At 71.6% G+C, this 16382-nt stretch carries 20 protein-coding genes; 14 read left to right on the forward strand and 6 right to left on the reverse strand.

Annotated elements, in window-relative coordinates; genetic code table 11:
- Positions 1-89: 89 nt before the first annotated feature.
- Together ABZ434_RS23640 and ABZ434_RS23645 are read right to left on the reverse strand one after the other, a co-directional pair.
- A complete protein-coding gene (locus ABZ434_RS23640; protein WP_359140257.1) occupies positions 90-1139 on the reverse strand; it encodes a LacI family DNA-binding transcriptional regulator in 1050 nt (349 codons plus the stop codon).
- A gap of 24 nt (positions 1140-1163) precedes the next feature.
- Positions 1164-1967: a response regulator transcription factor gene (locus tag ABZ434_RS23645; RefSeq protein ID WP_359140260.1), complete on the reverse strand. Its 804-nt coding sequence runs from the start codon at positions 1965-1967 to the stop codon at positions 1164-1166.
- Positions 1968-2269: 302 nt separating this feature from the next.
- On the opposite strand from ABZ434_RS23645, the gene ABZ434_RS23650 reads away from it, so the two are divergent.
- From ABZ434_RS23650 to ABZ434_RS23685, 8 genes are all read left to right on the forward strand, one after another.
- Positions 2270-3145 (forward strand): alpha/beta fold hydrolase, encoded by an 876-nt coding sequence (locus ABZ434_RS23650; protein ID WP_359140262.1) that lies wholly within the window; start codon positions 2270-2272, stop codon positions 3143-3145.
- A gap of 53 nt (positions 3146-3198) precedes the next feature.
- Complete coding sequence (locus tag ABZ434_RS23655) at positions 3199-3453, forward strand: MoaD/ThiS family protein (protein WP_328895376.1); 255 nt, start codon at positions 3199-3201, stop codon at positions 3451-3453.
- A 10-nt stretch (positions 3454-3463) separates the two neighbouring features.
- Positions 3464-4810 carry a hypothetical protein gene (locus ABZ434_RS23660; protein ID WP_359140266.1) on the forward strand — a complete coding sequence of 449 codons (1347 nt, stop codon included), beginning with the start codon at positions 3464-3466 and terminating at the stop codon, positions 4808-4810.
- A 149-nt stretch (positions 4811-4959) separates the two neighbouring features.
- Positions 4960-5655: a DUF2993 domain-containing protein gene (locus tag ABZ434_RS23665; protein WP_359140268.1), complete on the forward strand. Its 696-nt coding sequence runs from the start codon at positions 4960-4962 to the stop codon at positions 5653-5655.
- A 234-nt stretch (positions 5656-5889) separates the two neighbouring features.
- Positions 5890-5997, forward strand: coding sequence for a putative leader peptide (locus ABZ434_RS23670; protein WP_353961645.1), 108 nt, complete (start codon positions 5890-5892; stop codon positions 5995-5997).
- Between the two features lie 167 nt (positions 5998-6164).
- Positions 6165-7010 carry a sulfurtransferase gene (locus ABZ434_RS23675; protein ID WP_219567647.1) on the forward strand — a complete coding sequence of 282 codons (846 nt, stop codon included), beginning with the start codon at positions 6165-6167 and terminating at the stop codon, positions 7008-7010.
- 50 nt (positions 7011-7060) lie between these two features.
- On the forward strand, positions 7061-7348 hold the full coding sequence (locus tag ABZ434_RS23680) for a DUF1416 domain-containing protein (protein ID WP_018490348.1): 288 nt from the start codon (positions 7061-7063) through the stop codon (positions 7346-7348).
- 210 nt (positions 7349-7558) lie between these two features.
- Positions 7559-7897 carry a DUF3099 domain-containing protein gene (locus ABZ434_RS23685; protein WP_359140274.1) on the forward strand — a complete coding sequence of 113 codons (339 nt, stop codon included), beginning with the start codon at positions 7559-7561 and terminating at the stop codon, positions 7895-7897.
- 22 nt (positions 7898-7919) lie between these two features.
- Here ABZ434_RS23685 and ABZ434_RS23690 read toward each other — a convergent pair whose 3' ends face one another.
- Positions 7920-8282 (reverse strand): DsrE family protein, encoded by a 363-nt coding sequence (locus tag ABZ434_RS23690; RefSeq protein ID WP_359085480.1) that lies wholly within the window; start codon positions 8280-8282, stop codon positions 7920-7922.
- A 465-nt stretch (positions 8283-8747) separates the two neighbouring features.
- On the opposite strand from ABZ434_RS23690, the gene ABZ434_RS23695 reads away from it, so the two are divergent.
- The 3 genes from ABZ434_RS23695 to ABZ434_RS23705 all read left to right on the forward strand — a co-directional run bounded on the left by ABZ434_RS23695 (position 8748) and on the right by ABZ434_RS23705 (position 10896).
- Positions 8748-9320, forward strand: a complete 573-nt coding sequence (locus ABZ434_RS23695; RefSeq protein WP_359140277.1) for an FABP family protein — start codon at positions 8748-8750, stop codon at positions 9318-9320.
- Positions 9321-9403: 83 nt separating this feature from the next.
- Positions 9404-9871, forward strand: a complete 468-nt coding sequence (locus ABZ434_RS23700; RefSeq protein WP_359140280.1) for a Fur family transcriptional regulator — start codon at positions 9404-9406, stop codon at positions 9869-9871.
- Between the two features lie 59 nt (positions 9872-9930).
- Entirely contained in the window at positions 9931-10896 is a 966-nt protein-coding gene (locus tag ABZ434_RS23705) for a folate-binding protein (protein WP_359140283.1), read from the forward strand.
- A gap of 21 nt (positions 10897-10917) precedes the next feature.
- On the opposite strand, the gene dtd is transcribed toward ABZ434_RS23705, so the two are convergent.
- The gene (gene dtd / locus ABZ434_RS23710; RefSeq protein WP_359140286.1) at positions 10918-11367 is read right to left on the reverse strand and encodes a D-aminoacyl-tRNA deacylase; all 450 of its coding nucleotides are present in this window, start codon (positions 11365-11367) and stop codon (positions 10918-10920) included.
- Positions 11368-11483: 116 nt separating this feature from the next.
- Here dtd and ABZ434_RS23715 point away from each other — a divergent pair, with 116 nt between their 5' ends.
- The 3 genes from ABZ434_RS23715 to ABZ434_RS23725 are packed head-to-tail and all read left to right on the forward strand — an operon-like array spanning position 11484 to position 14448.
- Positions 11484-12110 (forward strand): ABC transporter substrate-binding protein, encoded by a 627-nt coding sequence (locus tag ABZ434_RS23715; RefSeq protein ID WP_359140289.1) that lies wholly within the window; start codon positions 11484-11486, stop codon positions 12108-12110.
- Between the two features lie 46 nt (positions 12111-12156).
- On the forward strand, positions 12157-13140 hold the full coding sequence (locus tag ABZ434_RS23720) for an asparaginase (protein ID WP_359140292.1): 984 nt from the start codon (positions 12157-12159) through the stop codon (positions 13138-13140).
- 54 nt (positions 13141-13194) lie between these two features.
- Complete coding sequence (locus ABZ434_RS23725) at positions 13195-14448, forward strand: GNAT family N-acetyltransferase (protein ID WP_359140295.1); 1254 nt, start codon at positions 13195-13197, stop codon at positions 14446-14448.
- A 121-nt stretch (positions 14449-14569) separates the two neighbouring features.
- Here ABZ434_RS23725 and ABZ434_RS23730 read toward each other — a convergent pair whose 3' ends face one another.
- Both ABZ434_RS23730 and ABZ434_RS23735 read right to left on the reverse strand, forming a co-directional pair.
- Positions 14570-15304, reverse strand: a complete 735-nt coding sequence (locus ABZ434_RS23730; protein WP_359140513.1) for an ABC transporter permease — start codon at positions 15302-15304, stop codon at positions 14570-14572.
- A gap of 70 nt (positions 15305-15374) precedes the next feature.
- A complete protein-coding gene (locus tag ABZ434_RS23735; protein ID WP_359140298.1) occupies positions 15375-16325 on the reverse strand; it encodes an ATP-binding cassette domain-containing protein in 951 nt (316 codons plus the stop codon).
- Positions 16326-16382: the final 57 nt, after the last annotated feature.

The following is a 16382-nucleotide window of genomic DNA, read 5'->3' on the forward strand; positions in this document are numbered from 1 at the left end:
CCGATACTGGGCGTATCGGGGTGATCCCGACAACGCGGCGAGCGTGCGTGCCAGGCGTCGCCGGACAGGCGGGACTTTCGAAACACGCCCTAGGACAGCGCCCGGACCGTCGGCGGCTCCCCGCAGCCGCACGAGCGGCGGACCACCAGCGCCGAGGGGAACTGCTTCAGCCGCTCCCGTCGCGAGCCCGACACCCGCAGCGAGTCGTCCAGCACCAGGTCGACCGCGGCCCGTGCCATGGCCGGGCGGTCGGAGAAGACCGTCGTCAGCGGCGGATCCGTCAGACCGGCTTCCTTCACGTCGTCGAAGCCCGCCACCGCGAGCTCACCGGGCACGTCGATCCGCAGCTCGCGCGCGGCCCGCAGAACCCCGATGGCCTGGTCGTCCGTCGTGCAGAAGATCGCCGGCGGGCGGTCCGGGCCCGCGAGGAGCCCCAGCGCCACCTGGTAGGCGTCGTACCGGTTGTACGGGGCCTGGAACAGCCGGCCCTCGGTCGAGCGGCCCGACTCGTGCATCGCCCGGCGCCAGCCCTCGACATGGTCGGCGACCGGGTCGCCGACCGCGGGGGTCGACTCCATGCCGCCGAGGCACGCCACGTACTCGTTGCCGTGCTCCAGCAGGTGGCGGGTGGCGAGCTGGGCGCCGCCGACGTCGTCCGTGACGACCGCGACGTCGTCGATCGCCTCGGGTCGCTCGTGGAGCAGCACGACCCGGGCGTCCCACGCCTCTATCTCCGCCGCCGCGCGCTCGCTGGGGCCCTGGCTGACCAGGATCAGTCCGGAGACCCGCATGCCGAGGAAGGCCCGCAGATAGTGGACCTCGCGCTCGTCGCGGTAGTCGGAGTTGCCGACCAGCACCATTTTTCCGCGTTCCGCCGCGGCCTGTTCGACCGCGTGCGCCATCTCCGCGAAGAACGGCTGCCGCGCGTCCGGCACGATCATTCCTATGAGATCGGTCCGCCGCGAGGCCATGGCCTGGGCGACCCGGTCGGGCCGGTAGCCCAGCTCCTTGATCGCGGCGAGTACCCGCTCGCGCGTGGCCGGTGCGACCGGCCGGGGTCCGTTGTTGATGACGTAACTGACCACTGCGGTCGACGTCCCCGCCAGTCTCGCCACATCGTCCCGCGTCACCTTGGCCACGCGCGGCAGTCTACGCGGATGGAACTACTTCCCGGCAGGCCGGACCGGGGCTTCTTCCGTGACCTCGGCTACCTCCGACTGCTCCGAACGGGTGAGGGTTTCGGCGGTCGCCTTCGCGGCCGCCGCCTTGGCCTCCTCGGCAGCGGCGCGCTCCACCTTCTCCGGCGCGACGAAGCGGTAGCCCACGTTGCGGACGGTGCCGATGAGCGACTCGTGCTCGGGGCCGAGCTTGGCGCGCAGCCGCCGTACGTGGACGTCGACCGTCCGCGTACCGCCGAAGTAGTCGTAGCCCCAGACCTCCTGGAGCAGCTGGGCACGGGTGAAGACCCGGCCCGGGTGCTGCGCCAGGTACTTGAGCAGTTCGAATTCCTTGAAGGTCAGGTCCAGGACCCGGCCCTTGAGCTTCGCGCTGTACGTCGCCTCGTCCACCGAGAGGTCGCCGTTGCGGATCTCCATCGGGGAGTCGTCGGCGGTGATCTGCTGCCGGCCGGTGGCCAGCCGCAGCCGCGCCTCGACCTCGGCGGGGCCCGCCGTGTCCAGCAGTACGTCGTCGATGCCCCAGTCCGCGGTGACGGCCGCGAGGCCGCCCTCCGTGACGACGAGGATCAGCGGACAGCCGGGTCCGGTGGACCGCAGCAGCTGACAGAGCGAGCGGACCTGCGGCAGGTCGCGCCGTCCGTCGACGAGGATGACGTCGGCACCGGGGGTGTCGACGAGGGCGGGGCCTTCGGCGGGAGCCACCCGCACGCTGTGCAGCAGGAGGCCGAGGGCGGGAAGCACCTCCGTCGACGGCTGGAGGGCATTCGTCAGGAGCAGCAGTGAACTCATCGCCGCCCACCTGCCTGGGTCGTCGGTCGATGATCGTGCACGGTTGGCTCGCCCATTACGTCGGTCCTCCTCGTTCCCTGCGAGAGGGGCACTCCCGGGTCGGACCCGGGGGAGTATGCGGCACTGCTTCGTACGCTTGTTCGTGCGTGGTTCGTACGACGTTCGGCCGTACGGGCCATGCAAGTGCGGCCCGCGCCCGGGACCGCTGAGCTTGCCGAAACGTCGTCGTAACAACGCGCGGAAAGCACAAAAGGACCCGGGGGCTGCTTTGCCCGGATCCTCTTCCCAGCAGAATAGCCCACATGACTTCTGTGTCCGAGGGGCGATTTCGGAGTTCCTCTGTTTCCTTGCTCACGCGTGGTCCGCTGCGGACCACGTTGCGGGCCGATGACGGGGTCCTGATCGAGGCGGTGTACGACCCGTGGACGGGAGATGACGCCGCCGGCGCCGGGACCGGCGGCACCGGTACCGCGATCGTCGTCGCGCACGGATTCACCGGTTCGGCGGACCGCCCCGCGGTGCGCCGCGCCGCTCAGGTGTTTTCGCAGCGTGCGGCGGTGGTCACGTTCTCCTTCCGGGGGCACGGAGGCTCCGGAGGACGGTCCACGGTGGGCGACCGCGAGGTGCTGGATCTGGCGGCCGCGGTGGCCTGGGCGAGGTCGCTCGGGCACACCCGGATCGTTACGGCCGGGTTCTCGATGGGGGGTTCTGTGGTGCTTCGGCACGGGGCGCTGTATACGGCCCCCGGAGCGGAGGGGGAGCCCGGGGGGCGCACGGAAGCGCGTGGGGAGGCGCATGCAGACGTGGTGGTGTCCGTGAGCGCCCCGGCGCGCTGGTACTACCGGGGGACGGCCCCGATGCGCCGACTGCACTGGATGGTCACCCGCCCCACCGGCCGGCTCGTCGGGCGGTACGGCTTCCGCACCCGGATCGACCGCGGCGACTGGGACCCGGTCCCGCTCTCCCCGGTCGAGGCCGCCGGCCGGATCGCCCCGGCCCCGCTCCTGATCGTGCACGGCGACCGGGACGCGTACTTCCCGCTCGATCATCCGCGGATGCTCGCCGACGCGGCGGGCGGTGCCGCCGACCTGTGGCTGGAGCCCGGGATGGGGCACGCGGAGAACGCGGCGGACGAGACCTTGCTCACCCGCATCGCGGACTGGGCGATGACGCGGTGAACCATGATGGACAGCCGACGCGTGAGCTGACGCGAGACGAGAGGAGTGCCGCCATGCCCGCGGGAACGATCCGTTACTGGGCAGCTGCCAAGGCCGCGGCCGGGACCGCGGAGGAGCCGTACACCGCTGCGACGCTCGAAGAGGCGCTCGACGCGGTGCGTGCGCGGCACCCCGGCGAGCTGAGCCGCGTACTGCAAAGGTGTTCGTTCCTCATCGACGGTGACCCCGTCGGGACCCGGAGCCATGAGACCGTACGCCTTGCCGAGGGCGGCACGGTCGAGGTGCTCCCGCCGTTCGCAGGAGGGTGAACCGCAGAACATGAGCAGCAGCGATCAGCAGCAGCCGTACCCGCAGCAGCCACAGCAGCCACAGCAGCCGCAGTATCCGTACGGACAGGAGCCGCAGCAGCAGCCGTACGGTGACCCGGCGAACCGTGACGCGCCGTACGGCGGTCAGGCGTACCCCGCGCAGGGCTACGCGGACCAGGGCTACGCCGGCCAGGCATACGCGGACCCCTCGTACGGGCAGCAGGCGCCCTACGGGAGCGATGCGGCACCGTACGGGGCGCCGGGTGCGTACGACCCGCAGCAGGCCGCCCCGTACCCGCAGCAGGGTGCGCAGGCCGCCCAGGCGCAGCCCGGGGCCGGCTGGCCGGCCGGGGAGCAGGGGGTCGCCCAGACCTGGGAGGGCCAGACCTGGGACACCCAGTACCAGCCGACGATCCAGCCCGCACAGCACGCGGCTCCCGCTCAGGCCGCCGCCGACGACACCGCGTACATGGCGCCGCCGCAGGGCGCGTCCGGCTCGTATCCGCTGCCCCCCGAGGCCCAGGCCGCTCCCGCCCCGGCCGCGGCCCCCGCGCAGGGCGACGACGGCTACAGCGCGCCGACCACCCTGGGCAACAGCCGCATCACCGATGCCCAGCGGGCCCGTGCCGAGGGCCGCTCGCCGATCATCGCGCCCGGGATGCAGCCGGCCGCGATCACCGCGGGGCTCGGCCTGCTGCTCGCGCTCGGCGCGGCCGTCGGGCAGTACGCCCTGGCCGTCCCGCTGGTGCTGCTCCAGGCGGTGACCGCGGCGGGATGGTTCCGGCTGAACGGTATGTGGCCCGCCCGGCAGGGCATCGCGCTCGCCTTCGCAGGCGGTTTCGTCGCCGACGTGGCGCTGCTCGCGGCGGGCCGGGACAACGGCCCGGCCGCCATCCTCGGCACTCTCGGCGTGTGGGTGCTGCTCACCGTCGTGCTCCAGCTGCGCAGCCGGGCCGGGGCCGACGAGCGGATGCAGGGCCTGATGGCCACGGTCGCCTCGGCGGCGCTCGCGGTCCTCGCGGCCGGGCATCTGGCGGCCGTCCCGGACGCCGTGACGGCCGGCGGCATGGCCGTCGCCGCCGCGGTGCTGGTGCGGGCGCTGCCGCTGCCCGGGCCGGCCTCGGTCGTGGCCGCGCTCGTCGTTGCCGCGGGTGCCGGTGCGGTGGGGGGCGCTCTCACCGACCTGGGGGCCAAGGGTGCGCTGCTGGGCCTCGCGGCCGGCGGCTGTGCGCTGATCGGGCTGCGGGTGGCCAGCTATGACTACCCGTCACGCTTCGTGCACATGACCGCGGGCGTGGCCCTGCCGCTCACCGCGGCCGCCCCGGCCGTCTATCTGCTGGGGCGCGTGATCGCGTAGCCCGCGCCGCGCCACCCGGTATGCCGAAGCCCTCCGCGGGGAACCGTCGGGGGGCTTTCGCTCGTCGATCACCCGGGGCGTGACGTGCGGCCGCAGTAGGCTCGCGGGCGCCGAGGGTCCGGATGGATGTGGCGCGGGGGAGGACAGGCATGCGTGCACTGCGAATACTGCTGATCGTCGTGGTGGTTCTGGCCGGGGTGTTCATCGCCGTGGACCGTGCGGCGGTCTACTTCGCCGAGTCGGAGGCGGCGGACCGGGTGGTGGTCTCGGGGGCGCGGACGGGGTCCACGGACGTCTCCATCAAGGGCTTCCCCTTCCTGACCCAGGTCGCCGGATCGGAGCTCGACGAGGTCGACGTGAAGGTCTCCGGAATCGAGGCGACCGCAGGCGGCCGCGTGCTCCGGATCAGCAGCATGGAAGCCGTACTGCGCCAGGTGCGGCTGACCGACGGGTTCTCCGGCGCCACCGCCGCCCGCGCCACGGGGACGGCCGTCATCTCGTACAAGGACCTGACCGATGCCGCCGCCGACGGTGTCGCCGTCGAGTACGGCGGCAACGGCAAGGTGAAGGTGACCGGGACGGTCACCATCGGCGTGCTCAACCGGACGGTCTCGCGCAGTGTCCTGTCCACCGTCACCCTGGTCGACGGCCACACCGTGCGGGTGCACGCGGACAAGGTGCCGGGCGAGGGCATCCCCGGCATCGAAGAGGCCGTACGCGAGAAGACCGACTTCGAGCGCGAGGTCGGCAGACTGCCGAACGGCCTGAAGCTGGAGAAGATCCAGCCGACCGCCGACGGACTGGAGATCTCCGTGACGGGCACCGACGTGCGCCTCGCCGGATAACCCCCCTCGCAGCCGGGTAGAGGGCCTCCGGGCCGAGGTATGCCCCGGCGCGGGCCGCGGCGCCACATATTGAGACGGTGAAGTCCGTTCCGCAGATGCCCGGCGGGTTCCGCGGGTCGCGGGACCGTCCGACGGCCTCCGTACCCCCATCGGTGTCTCACCCTGCGGACGATCGTGTCTCAATATGCGACACAACGGTGACATGTCCGCCCGTACGTCCCTACGATCGGTCCCATGCAGTGCTCTATTAGCGGTCTCCCGCAGCGGGGACAGGCGGATCTCACGAAGCGGCGGGCAGTGGACCTGTGCCGCGTCGCCGCCATGCTCTGTCGCACTGTCTGAGCGGGATCCGTCGGATTTCCCGCATTCCCGGCCCTTCGACCGTCGTCGGGGCCATCCCGCGTGGCCCCCGAGCACGCGCCGAACCCGCGCCGCGTACATCCGGATCCCACGCACCACCGCGCACCACTCGCATCGTCCCGCCGCAGACTGCCCCGGAGGAGAACAGAATGAGCCGCAGTGACGTCCTGGTAGACGCCGACTGGGTCGAGGCCCACATCGACGACCCGAAGGTCGCCATCGTCGAGGTCGACGAGGACACCTCCGCGTACGAGAAGAACCACATCAAGAACGCGATCCGGATCGACTGGACCAAGGACCTCCAGGACCCGGTCCGCCGCGACTTCATCGACCAGGCCGGCTTCGAGGAGCTGCTGTCGAAGAAGGGCATCGGCAACGACACCACGGTCGTCCTCTACGGCGGCAACAACAACTGGTTCGCGTCGTACGCGTTCTGGTACTTCAAGCTCTACGGCCACCAGGACGTCCGCCTGCTCGACGGCGGCCGCAAGAAGTGGGAGCTCGACTCCCGCGACCTGGTCGACGGCGACCAGATCCCGTCCCGCCCGGCCGCGCAGTACAAGGCCCAGCCGCAGGACGAGTCGATCCGCGCCTACCGCGACGACGTCGTGAAGGCCATCGGCAGCCAGAACCTGGTCGACGTGCGCTCGCCCGACGAGTTCAGCGGCAAGCTGCTCGCCCCGGCCCACCTCCCGCAGGAGCAGTCGCAGCGCCCCGGCCACGTGCCGAGCGCCCGCAACATCCCGTGGTCGAAGAACGCCAACGACGACGGCACCTTCAAGTCGGACGACGAGCTCAAGGCCCTCTACGAGGCCGAGCAGGTCGACCTGTCGAAGGACACCATCGCCTACTGCCGCATCGGTGAGCGCTCCGCGCTCACCTGGTTCGTGCTGCACCAACTGCTCGGCCAGGAGAACGTCAAGAACTACGACGGTTCGTGGACCGAGTACGGCTCCCTCGTGGGCGTGCCGATCGAGCTCGGCGCCAACAAGTAACTCCGCGCGACCTGTACCGGCACGACCCCCGACCAGAAGGACAGAACACCATGTGTGGAGCAAAGGCCGGCGGCCCCGACGCTTCGACGATCAAGCCCGGTGAGACCACCATCCAGGGCAGCGTGACCCGCGACGGCGAGCCCGTCACCGGCTACGTCCGCCTGCTGGACTCGACCGGCGAGTTCACCGCCGAGGTCCCGACCTCGGCCACCGGACAGTTCCGCTTCTACGCGGCCGAGGGCACCTGGACGCTCCGCGCCCTCGTCCCCGGCGGCAGCGCCGACCGCACGGTCGTGGCACAGACGGGCGGCCTCTCCGAGGTGGCCATCGCCGTCTAGCAGCACTGTCACGGCTCTGCCGATGACCGGCCGGAGGGCCGCACCCCAGGGGGTTGGACGCTTCCTGTACGGGGTGCGGTCCTTCGTGCCGTCCGGGCGGGAACGTTGCGGTACGGGCGGGAGCTGTGCCGTCCGGGCAGGCTGTCCGGGCAGGGAAACCGGTGCCGTCCACGACCGGCCGGGTGGGCCGATCGGGCCTACGCTGGATTCATGTACCGCCGACGCCGGCGCGCCTACTTCGTGATGATGGGGATCTGCCTCGTCCTCTTCGTCTCCGCCTGGGCCTTCGTGAGGCTCTGGTCGATGCCCGCCGCCATCGCGATGTGCGTGGTCGCGATGGTGATCCCGCCCGTCGCCGCGATGGTCGCCAACCGGAAGGGGCCGGAGGACCGCTGGTGGGACGAGCCCGCCCCGGGTTCCCGGCCACGGACGCCGCCGCGGACCGACAAGGGCGGACGCCCGGGACCTGCGGGGCCCGCGGGTCCGACCGGCGATCCGGAGAGCGACGCGTGGTGGGACGAGCTCGACGGCAAGAAGCGCCGTCAGTGACGGACGGGCGCGGCTCCGGTCATCAGTAGACGAGGGCCTGGACGCCGTCCACCATGATCTCGCTGACGAAGACCTGCGCGCCCGCGATCCGTACGCCCTCCAGGACGTCCTGCTCGGTGATGTCGCGGCGGGCCGCACACTGGGTGCAGAGCGTGATCTGCCCGCCTGCCTGAATCGACTCGATCAGATCCGGCAGCGGCGCCGCGTGCGGGAGTTCGAACTCGGCGGCACGCCCCGGCAGTGCGAACCAGGCGGATTCCCCGGTCAGCCAGAGAGAGACCTCCACGCCGCTGGCGACGGCGACCGCCGCGACGGTGAACGCCTGGGAACACCGCTCGGCGGAGTCGGCACCTGCGGTCACCTTGATCACGAGCTTCTTCGGCATATGCCGAACTGTAATCCCCGGCCGCACAACCTCGTCGATGGCTGGCGGGTCAGTGGTGGGCACCGACAACAGAATCTCCATCCGGCTGCCGGCGACTCCCTCGCCCTGATCGTCCCGTCCTGTTTGGGCAGCGGCGGAACGCCGCGCGTCCCCTTCCACCAGACGGTCATCCTGCAGAACCAGCTGCTGGGCTGACCCGCCCCGCGGCACGCCCCGAAACGGCGGGCCGGTGCCCCACCCATTAGGCTGGGGCCCGGCCCTGTACTGCCGCCATACCGCTCGTTCAAGGAGCCCCCGTGCTTGAGGCATTCTTCTCCGCCCTGCTGGTCCTGGTCTGCGTCGGCGTCCTCGCCTTCGCCGGCGTGACCGTGAAGAAGCTGTACCAGGGTCAGCGCTAGTCCCCTCCGGACCTGTCGGCCCCGCCCCCGCCTCCGCCTTCCGCCTCACAGATCGATTGAGCCGTTCATGATCGAGATCCCGTCCGACCTCCACCCGGACCTCGTCCCGCTGGCCTTCCTCCTGGGCAACTGGGCGGGCGCGGGTGTGTCCGACTTCCCCGGCGCCGAGAAGTGCAACTTCGGCCAGGAGGTCTCCTTCAGCCACGACGGCCGGGACTTCCTGGAGTACACCTCGCACTCCTGGGTGCTCGACGCCGAGGGCGAGAAGGTCCGGCCGCTGGAGTCCGAGTCCGGCTACTGGCGCATCGACAAGGACCGCAAGGTCGAGGTCGTCATGGTCCGCGACCAGGGCGTCATCGAGATCTGGTACGGCGAGCTCGGCCACCAGAAGCCGCAGATCGACCTGGTCACCGACGCGGTGGCCCGGACGGCGGCCTCCGGCCCGTACAGCGGTGGCAAGCGGCTCTACGGCTACGTGAAGAGCGACCTCATGTGGGTGGGCGAGAAGGCCACGCCCGAGGTCGAGCTGCGGCCGTACATGTCGGCGCACCTGAAGAAGGTCGTCACCCCGGAAGAGGTCGCGGCTATGGCGAAGAGCCTCGGTGACCTGCCGGACGACGGAATCGCCTTCTTCAAGTAGCCCACGAGCCCTCTTCGAGTAGCCCGAGGTCATTTCCGCGGACACCCCGGGCCGCGGACTCGCCCGGACCTACACTGGAGCCTGTGGTGAGCACCGACTGGAAGACCGATCTCCGGCAGCGCGGCTACCGGCTGACGCCGCAGCGGCAGCTTGTCCTGGAAGCCGTGGACACGCTGGAACACGCGACGCCCGACGACATCCTGTCCGAGGTGCGCCGGACCGCGTCCGGCGTGAACATCTCCACCGTGTACCGGACCCTGGAGCTCCTGGAGGAGCTGGATCTGGTCAGCCACGCCCATCTGGGCCACGGTGCTCCGACGTATCACCTGGCCGACCGCCACCACCACATCCATCTGGTCTGCCGGGACTGTACGAACGTGATCGAGGCCGACGTCGACGTCGTCGCCGAGTTCACCGAGAAGCTGCGCGGCGCGTTCGGCTTCGAGACGGACATGAAGCACTTCGCGATCTTCGGCCGGTGCGCCGACTGCACGGAGAAGGCGGCCGCCGGGGCTGCCGGTGCGTCGCAGGAGCCGGTATCCGGTTCGTAGTGCCGTCTCAGGAGCCGGTGCCCGGTTCGTCGTGCCGGACCGGGTCGTACGCTGGTCGCATGAAGAGCCCCCTGCTGTCCCTGCCCGGCGCCGTCCCCGCCGAGGGCCGCGACGAAGGCGTCGCCGCGCACTACGGTGACCTGTTCCGCGAGCAGCGTGCCCTCGCCGACGGCTCCGGCCTCGTCGACCTCTCGCACCGCGGAGTCGTGACCGTCACCGGGAGCGACCGGCTGGCCTGGTTGCACCTCCTGCTCACCCAGCACGTCAGCGATCTCGCCCCGGGCCAGGCCACCGAGGCGCTGGTCCTCACGGCGAACGGGCACATCGAGCACGCCCTGTACCTCGTCGACGACGGCGAGACCGTGTGGATGCACGTCGAGCCGGGCACGCAGGGCGAGTTGATCGCCTACCTGGAGTCGATGAAGTTCTTCTACCGTGTGGAGGTCGCGGACCGCACCGAGGACTTCGCGGTCGTGTACCTGCCGGCCGGCTCCATCGCCGAGGTCCCCGAGGGCGCCGCGGTGCGGGAGACGCCCTACGGCCGCGACCTGTTCCTGCCCCGCGAGGGCCTTGAGGCGTTCGCGGCGGCGCACGGCCCTGCGGCGGGTGTGCTGGCGTACGAGGCGCTGCGCGTCGAGGGCCACCGTCCGCGGCTCGGGTTCGAGACCGACCACCGCACCATCCCGCACGAGCTGGGCTGGATTCCCGGCGCCGTCCACCTCCAGAAGGGGTGCTACCGGGGCCAGGAGACCGTGGCCCGGGTACAGAACCTCGGCAAGCCGCCGCGGCGGCTGGTCTTCCTGCACCTGGACGGCAGCGAGGTGCTGCTGCCCGCTCACGGCACGCCGGTGCGGCTCGCCTCGGACGGGGCCGAGGGCCGTCAGCTCGGCTTCATCACCACTTCCGCCCGCCATCACGAGCTGGGGCCGATCGCCCTGGCCCTGGTGAAGCGGAACGTGGCGGTGGACGCGGAGCTGCTGGCGGGCGACACGGCGGCGGCCCAGGAGACGGTCGTCGAACCGTAGGGCCTGAAGTCCGCCCGCCGCTCAGACCTCGACAACGAGGGTGAACGGGCCGTGGTTCGTGAGCGAGACCCGCATGTCCGCCCCGAACCGGCCCGTCTCCACCTGTGCACCCAGGGCCCGCAACTGCGCCACGACCTCGTCGACCAGCGGCTCGGCGATCTCGCCGGGTGCCGCCGCGTTCCACGTGGGCCGGCGGCCCTTCCGGGCATCCCCGTAGAGAGTGAACTGTGAAATCACCAGAAGTGGTGCATACACGTCGGAGCAGGACTTCTCACCCTCGAGGATGCGGACCGACCACAGCTTCCGGGCGAGCTGGGCCGCCTTCTCCGGGGTGTCGCCGTGGGTGACTCCCACCAGCACACACAGGCCCTCGCCGACTATTTCGCCGACGACCGCCGATCCGCCGCCCGCGTCCCCGGCATCGGCCACCGTGACGCTCGCACCATCCACCCTCTGTACCACTGCACGCATACAGACCAACCTATCTTGGGCTGAACGGGTACAGAGCAACTCCACGGGGCCCTTCGGAGTGGCACCATGCACGGAGGCGGTGTGCCGACGCACCGGTCGAGGGGATGGACACAAGCATGAGCATGCATGGAACCGGGCAGTCCCCGGGTGCGGTGCCGGTCGCGCGCCCCGGTGTCGACAGCAAGACCAGTACGAGTACGAGCACCATGCGCCCACCCGTGCAGCGGACCGGGCACGGCTCGGAGGACGGGGCCGGGGGCTCGGCCCCGCTCGACCTCGGTGCTCTGCGGCTTCCGGAACTGCGCGGGCTGCGGCGGGATTCCCAGCGGGACGAGGCCGATCTCAGCTATGTGCGGCGGCTCGTCCAGGGGCGGATCGACATCCTGCGGGCCGAGCTGGCCCGGCGGCGGGACCCCGAGTCCCCGGTGGTGGACCGGCTCCCGGAGATCCTCGCGGACAGCCCGTCGCTGCACCGCTCCTCAGCACGCCACGTCACGCTGAGCACGCCGCGCAGCGACGAGTACCGGCAGCTGGCGGCGGAGACGCTCGCCGAGGTCGAACTCTCCGACCTCGACGCCCGGACGGACGAAGAGCTGCACGCCGCGATGGGACGCCTGGTCCGCTACGAGCAGCAGGTCTCCCGGCGCCGCTCCCGGCTCCAGCGCACCGCGGACGATTGCAGCGCGGAGATCGCCCGCAGGTACCGTGACGGGGAAGCACAAGTAGACGACCTGCTCGCCTGAAGCGATCCTTCCGAGGGCGGGTCTCGCCCGTCCCCGGAAGGCCACCATGACCTCCAGCGCAGCCCCGTCCGCCATATCCGACCCTGTCCCCGGCCTGCCCGTGCTGGCCGAGGTCGTCCGGTCCGGCTTCGTCGAGGGGCACCATCGGGGCTCCTTGGTCGTGCTGGCCGCGGACGGCAGCGTGGAACGCTCCCTGGGCGATCCGTCGGCCCCGGTCTTCCCCCGTTCCTCCAACAAGCCGATGCAGGCCGCTGCGGTGCTCCGGGCCGGTCTCGACCTTTCGGGGGAGCGGCTGGCGCTGGCCGCCGCGAGTCATTCCGGCGAGGGCTTCCACCTCGATCTCGTACGCAAGATGCTCACCGAGCACGGGCTGTCGCCCGACGATCTGCAGACCCCGCCCGACCTTCCGCTGGACCCGGTGGAGGCGGAGACGTATCTCGCCGCCGGCCACGTCCGGGAGCGGATCACGATGAACTGCTCGGGCAAGCACGCGGCGATGCTCGCGGTGTGCCTGCACAACGGCTGGGACACGGCCACGTACCTCGACCCGGCTCACCCGCTCCAGCAGCTGGTCCACCGGGTGGTCGAGGAGGCGGCGGGCGAGCCGGTCGCCGCGGTCGGCACGGACGGTTGCGGGGCGCCGCTGATGGCGCTCTCCCTGGTGGGCCTCGCGCGGGCGTTCCGCACGTTCGTCACGGCGGAGCAGGGAACGGCCGAGCGCCGGGTGGCGGACGCGATGCGCGCCCACCCCGAGTACGTGGCCGGCACCCGGCGGCCCGACACCTGGCTGATGCGGGAGGTGCCGGGCACGCTGTCCAAGATGGGTGCGGAGGCGGTCCAGGCGGTGGCGCTGGCGGACGGCCGGGCGCTGGCCTTCAAGATCGACGACGGTTCGACCAGGGCGCTCGGCCCGGTGCTGGCCCGTGCGCTGGACCTGCTCGGCGTCGACGCCCCGGTGGTGTCGCGGATCGGCCGGGCGCCGCTGATGGGCGGCAGCGCGGAGGTGGGGGAGATCCGGGCGGCCTTCTGACCGTCGCACGAAAAGCCGGCGACATCCCCGGACCCCGTGTCTAGCGTGGGGTGCATGACCAGCCTCGATGTCCGCCCCGTCGCCGAATCCGATCTCCATGACTGGCTGCGCGCCCTGAACACCGGCTTCCTCCGCGCGCCGACACCGTCGGACGAGGAGGTGGCGGGCAGGCTGCCGTACCTGGACCTGGCCCGTACGCAGGGTGTGTTCGACGACGGGCGGTGCGTGGCGACGTTCCGTTCGTTCGCGCAGGAACTGACGGTCGTCGGCGGCGCGACGGTGCCGACGGACGCCGTCACCAACGTCACGGTGTCGCCCACCCACCGGCGCCGCGGACTGCTCTCGCGGATGATGGCCACGGACCTCGCGGCGGCGAAGGAGCGCGGCGACGTGGCGGCCACGCTGATCGCCGCCGAGTATCCGATCTACGGACGTTACGGATTCGGCCCGGCGGCCTGGACCACCGAATGGGAGGTCGACGTCCCCCGGACGGGCCTCGACCCGCACGGTCGGGTCCCGTCGGCCGTGGACGGCGGCCGGATCGACCTGGTGGACGCCTCGGAGGTACGCAAGCTGGGTCCCGCCCTGCACGACCGGCTACGGGCCCGGCAGCACGGGGCGGTGAGCCGCGGCGCACGCTGGTGGGACCTGAACACCGGTGAGGTGCTCTTCCCGCACGACTCCTGGACCGAGCCCTTCCACGCCGTCCACCGCGGGCCCGACGGCACCGTCGACGGCCTGCTGGTCTACCGCGCCGACGACCACTGGGGCGACGCCAAGCAGCCGCTGAACCGGGCGACGGTACGCAGCATGATCGCGGTGACCCCGGCGGCGGAGCGGGCGCTGTGGCACTTCCTCTGCTCGGTCGACTGGATCGCCACGATCCGCACCGGCCACCGTGCCCCCGACGACCTGCTCCCCCTCCTCCTCCCGGACCCGCGCGCGGCCCGCGTGGTGACGCACGCGGACTTCATGTGGGTGCGGGTCCTGGACATCGTCCGCGCACTGGAGGCCCGTACCTACGCGGTGCCCGGCTCGCTGGTACTGGACATCCACGACCCGGCGGGCCTCTCGGCGGGCCGCTTCCACCTGGACGCCTCGCCGGACGGTGCGACGTGCACCCCGACCACGCGGTCGGCCGATCTGGCCATGGACGTACGCGAGTTGGGGACGCTCTACCTCGGCGACGAGTCGCCCCTGCGGCTGGCGGCACTGGGCCGCATCGAGGAACTGACCCCGGGTGCGGCGGCCCGGGCGGACGGGGTGCTGCGGGCGGGGCGGCGGGCCTGGTGCCCGGATGTGTTCTAGGCCTGTCGCCAAGCCCTCACCTGCCGCGCGGCGTCCGGCACGCACCCGCCGCGTTGCCGGTGTGCCGACGGCCCGTGTGGTGGCCGCCGCCCACGACCGGTGGCTGCGCGCCCGCCCGCGGTCACCGCGTCCGCACCCTGAAGAGCACCCCCGACAGCCCGGTCGCGACCAGCAGCAGTCCGGTGGCCCAGGTGAGGGCGGTCCAGGGGGTGTGGCCGGCCGGCTGGTGCAGGAGGAGTGCGCGCAGGGACTCGATGGCCGGGGTGATCGGCTGGTGCTCGGCGAAGCCGTGGAGCCAGGTGGGCATGGAGTCGACCGGGACGAAGGCGCTGCTCGGGTAGGGCAGGAAGGACATCAGGAAGGTGAATCCGCCCGCGGCCTCCGGGGTCCTGGCGAGCAGGCCGATCGCCGCGGACAGCCAGGACAGCGCGATGATGTAGGCGAGGAGGACGGCCAGGGCGGTGAGCCAGCCGGTGGGGGTGGCGCCGGGGCGGAAGCCGATCAGAAGGGCGACGCCCAGGACCACGGTGGTGGAGACAAGGTTCCGGGCCGTGCTGGCGGCGACATGGCCGGCGAGGATGGACGTGCCGCCGATGTCCAGGGAGCGGAAGCGGTCGATGATGCCGCTCTTCATGTCCTCGCTCACGGCCACCGCCGTATTCGCGGAGCCGAAGCCCGCGCACAGGAGCAGGACGCCGGGGACCACATAGGTGACGTACGTGGAGTGCGGGACGCGGGTGTCGATGGCGCCGCCGAAGAAGTAGACGAAGATCAGCATCAGCATGACCGGCAGCATCAGCGAGGTGATGAGCGCGTCGGTGTTGCGCCGGCTGATGCGCAGTGAGCGGCCGGCCATGGTGCCGGCGCGGGCGAGAGGCGCGAAGGCCTCGGACAGGTAGCGGGCCGGGCCGGTGGGGTCGAGCGCTTCAGACATGGGCGGCCCGGGCCCCGTCCGTCGCGGTCAGGGCCATGAAGACGTCGTCGAGCGTGGCGCTGTGCAGGGTGAACCGTTCCACCGCCGTACCGTCCGGGTCGATCTCGTCGAGCAGCGCGCGGACATGGGCCGCCGAGCCGTCCGTCGGCAGTCCGAGGGTGAGGGCGGCGGGCGCGTGGTGCACGGCCCGGTGGGTGAGCCGGAGGTAGCTCGCGTGGTCGCTCAGGACCACGTCGAGGCGGTGCCCCGAGACGCGTGACTTCAATGAGTCCGCGGTGCCCTCGGCGACCATCCGGCCCCGGTCGAGGACGCCGATGTGATCGGCCAGCCGGTCGGCCTCCTCCAGGTACTGCGTGGTCAGCAGGACGGTGGCCCCCTCGGCGGCGAGTTCGCGTACGACCTGCCAGAGTTCCTGCCGGCTGCGCGGATCGAGGCCGGTCGTGGGCTCGTCCAGGAAGAACACCTCCGGTTGTGTGCCGACGAGCCCGGCCGCCAGGTCGAGCCTGCGCCGCATGCCGCCGGAGTAGGTACGGACGGGGCGGCGGGCAGCGTCGGCGAGGCCGAAGCGTTCGAGGAGTTCGGCGGCCCGGCGGCGCGCGTGCGGCCGGGAACGGCCGGACAGCCTGGCCATCATGCGCAGGTTCTCCTCGCCGGTCTGGGCCTCGTCCACGGCGGCGTACTGCCCGGTGAGGCTGATCGCGCGGCGTACCCGGCTCCGCTCGGCCACGACGTCGTACCCGGCGACGCGGGCCGTGCCGCTGTCGGCGGTGGTGAGCGTGGCCAGGATGCGTACGGCGGTGGTCTTGCCCGCTCCGTTGGGGCCGAGCAGGGCGAAGACGGTGGAGCGCTCGACCCGCAGGTCGATGCCGTCCAGGACGGGCGGCGCGGATCTTCCGTACGACTTGGTGAGGCCACGGGCCTCGATCATGGCGGGTGGCGGCATGGAGCACCCCGTTCTGTGTATGAGATACGCGTGACTGTGTAAGGGTTACGCATAACT

It is taken from the genome of Streptomyces sp. NPDC005761 (genome assembly GCF_040630635.1).
GTDB lineage: Bacteria > Actinomycetota > Actinomycetes > Streptomycetales > Streptomycetaceae > Streptomyces.

Coding starts and splice junctions, on each gene's coding strand:
- ABZ434_RS23645 (WP_359140260.1), bottom strand. CDS start 1,967: ATGAGTTCACTGCTGCTCCTGACGAATGCCCTCCAGCCGTCGACGGAG.
- ABZ434_RS23650 (WP_359140262.1), top strand. CDS start 2,270: ATGACTTCTGTGTCCGAGGGGCGATTTCGGAGTTCCTCTGTTTCCTTG.
- ABZ434_RS23655 (WP_328895376.1), top strand. CDS start 3,199: ATGCCCGCGGGAACGATCCGTTACTGGGCAGCTGCCAAGGCCGCGGCC.
- ABZ434_RS23660 (WP_359140266.1), top strand. CDS start 3,464: ATGAGCAGCAGCGATCAGCAGCAGCCGTACCCGCAGCAGCCACAGCAG.
- ABZ434_RS23665 (WP_359140268.1), top strand. CDS start 4,960: ATGCGTGCACTGCGAATACTGCTGATCGTCGTGGTGGTTCTGGCCGGG.
- ABZ434_RS23670 (WP_353961645.1), top strand. CDS start 5,890: ATGCAGTGCTCTATTAGCGGTCTCCCGCAGCGGGGACAGGCGGATCTC.
- ABZ434_RS23675 (WP_219567647.1), top strand. CDS start 6,165: ATGAGCCGCAGTGACGTCCTGGTAGACGCCGACTGGGTCGAGGCCCAC.
- ABZ434_RS23680 (WP_018490348.1), top strand. CDS start 7,061: ATGTGTGGAGCAAAGGCCGGCGGCCCCGACGCTTCGACGATCAAGCCC.
- ABZ434_RS23685 (WP_359140274.1), top strand. CDS start 7,559: ATGTACCGCCGACGCCGGCGCGCCTACTTCGTGATGATGGGGATCTGC.
- ABZ434_RS23690 (WP_359085480.1), bottom strand. CDS start 8,282: ATGCCGAAGAAGCTCGTGATCAAGGTGACCGCAGGTGCCGACTCCGCC.
- ABZ434_RS23695 (WP_359140277.1), top strand. CDS start 8,748: ATGATCGAGATCCCGTCCGACCTCCACCCGGACCTCGTCCCGCTGGCC.
- ABZ434_RS23705 (WP_359140283.1), top strand. CDS start 9,931: ATGAAGAGCCCCCTGCTGTCCCTGCCCGGCGCCGTCCCCGCCGAGGGC.
- dtd (WP_359140286.1), bottom strand. CDS start 11,367: ATGCGTGCAGTGGTACAGAGGGTGGATGGTGCGAGCGTCACGGTGGCC.
- ABZ434_RS23715 (WP_359140289.1), top strand. CDS start 11,484: ATGAGCATGCATGGAACCGGGCAGTCCCCGGGTGCGGTGCCGGTCGCG.
- ABZ434_RS23720 (WP_359140292.1), top strand. CDS start 12,157: ATGACCTCCAGCGCAGCCCCGTCCGCCATATCCGACCCTGTCCCCGGC.
- ABZ434_RS23725 (WP_359140295.1), top strand. CDS start 13,195: ATGACCAGCCTCGATGTCCGCCCCGTCGCCGAATCCGATCTCCATGAC.
- ABZ434_RS23730 (WP_359140513.1), bottom strand. CDS start 15,304: ATGGCCGGCCGCTCACTGCGCATCAGCCGGCGCAACACCGACGCGCTC.
- ABZ434_RS23735 (WP_359140298.1), bottom strand. CDS start 16,325: ATGCCGCCACCCGCCATGATCGAGGCCCGTGGCCTCACCAAGTCGTAC.